1 protein-coding gene is annotated in these 417 nt (G+C 66.7%); it reads right to left on the bottom strand.

Annotated elements, in window-relative coordinates:
• The coding region (locus J0A65_RS26015) for a cobaltochelatase subunit CobN (protein WP_206597087.1) at positions 1–417 on the bottom strand (417 nt) is incomplete at both ends.

Raw genomic sequence — 417 nt, 5'->3', positions numbered from 1 at the left:
GACGAAAGCGGTATTCGCCGCCTGCACGTGATTGCGGTAGAACAGCAGCGCCACCACCGGCGCACCGGGCTGCCAGTGCGCCTGCCAATCGGCCAGCGTGGCCGGACTGCGGTGTGGGTGATAGAGCCCGACCCGGGGCAACGGCTGCGGCTCGACCCAGCTGTCACTGCGTTCCAGCCAGCGACTGCCGATGAAACGGAACAACTGCTGTGCGTTGTCCAGCCCGCCCTGACGCAGGTACTGCCAGAGACGGCGGCTGTCGTCCTCGCTGGCGTTGCCCATGGCCATCAGCTGCGGATCGGGCTGATCGTCGCCCGGCACCATGATCACCTGCGCACCGAGCCCGGCCAGTTCGACCAGACGTTCGATCCCGTAGCGCCAGTAGCTCACCCCGCCATGCACGGAAATCAGGATGAC

The sequence above is a fragment of the Bowmanella yangjiangensis genome (assembly GCF_017255015.1).
Taxonomy (GTDB): domain Bacteria; phylum Pseudomonadota; class Gammaproteobacteria; order Enterobacterales; family Alteromonadaceae; genus Bowmanella; species Bowmanella yangjiangensis.
This window is presented reverse-complemented; position numbering and strand designations above follow the sequence as displayed.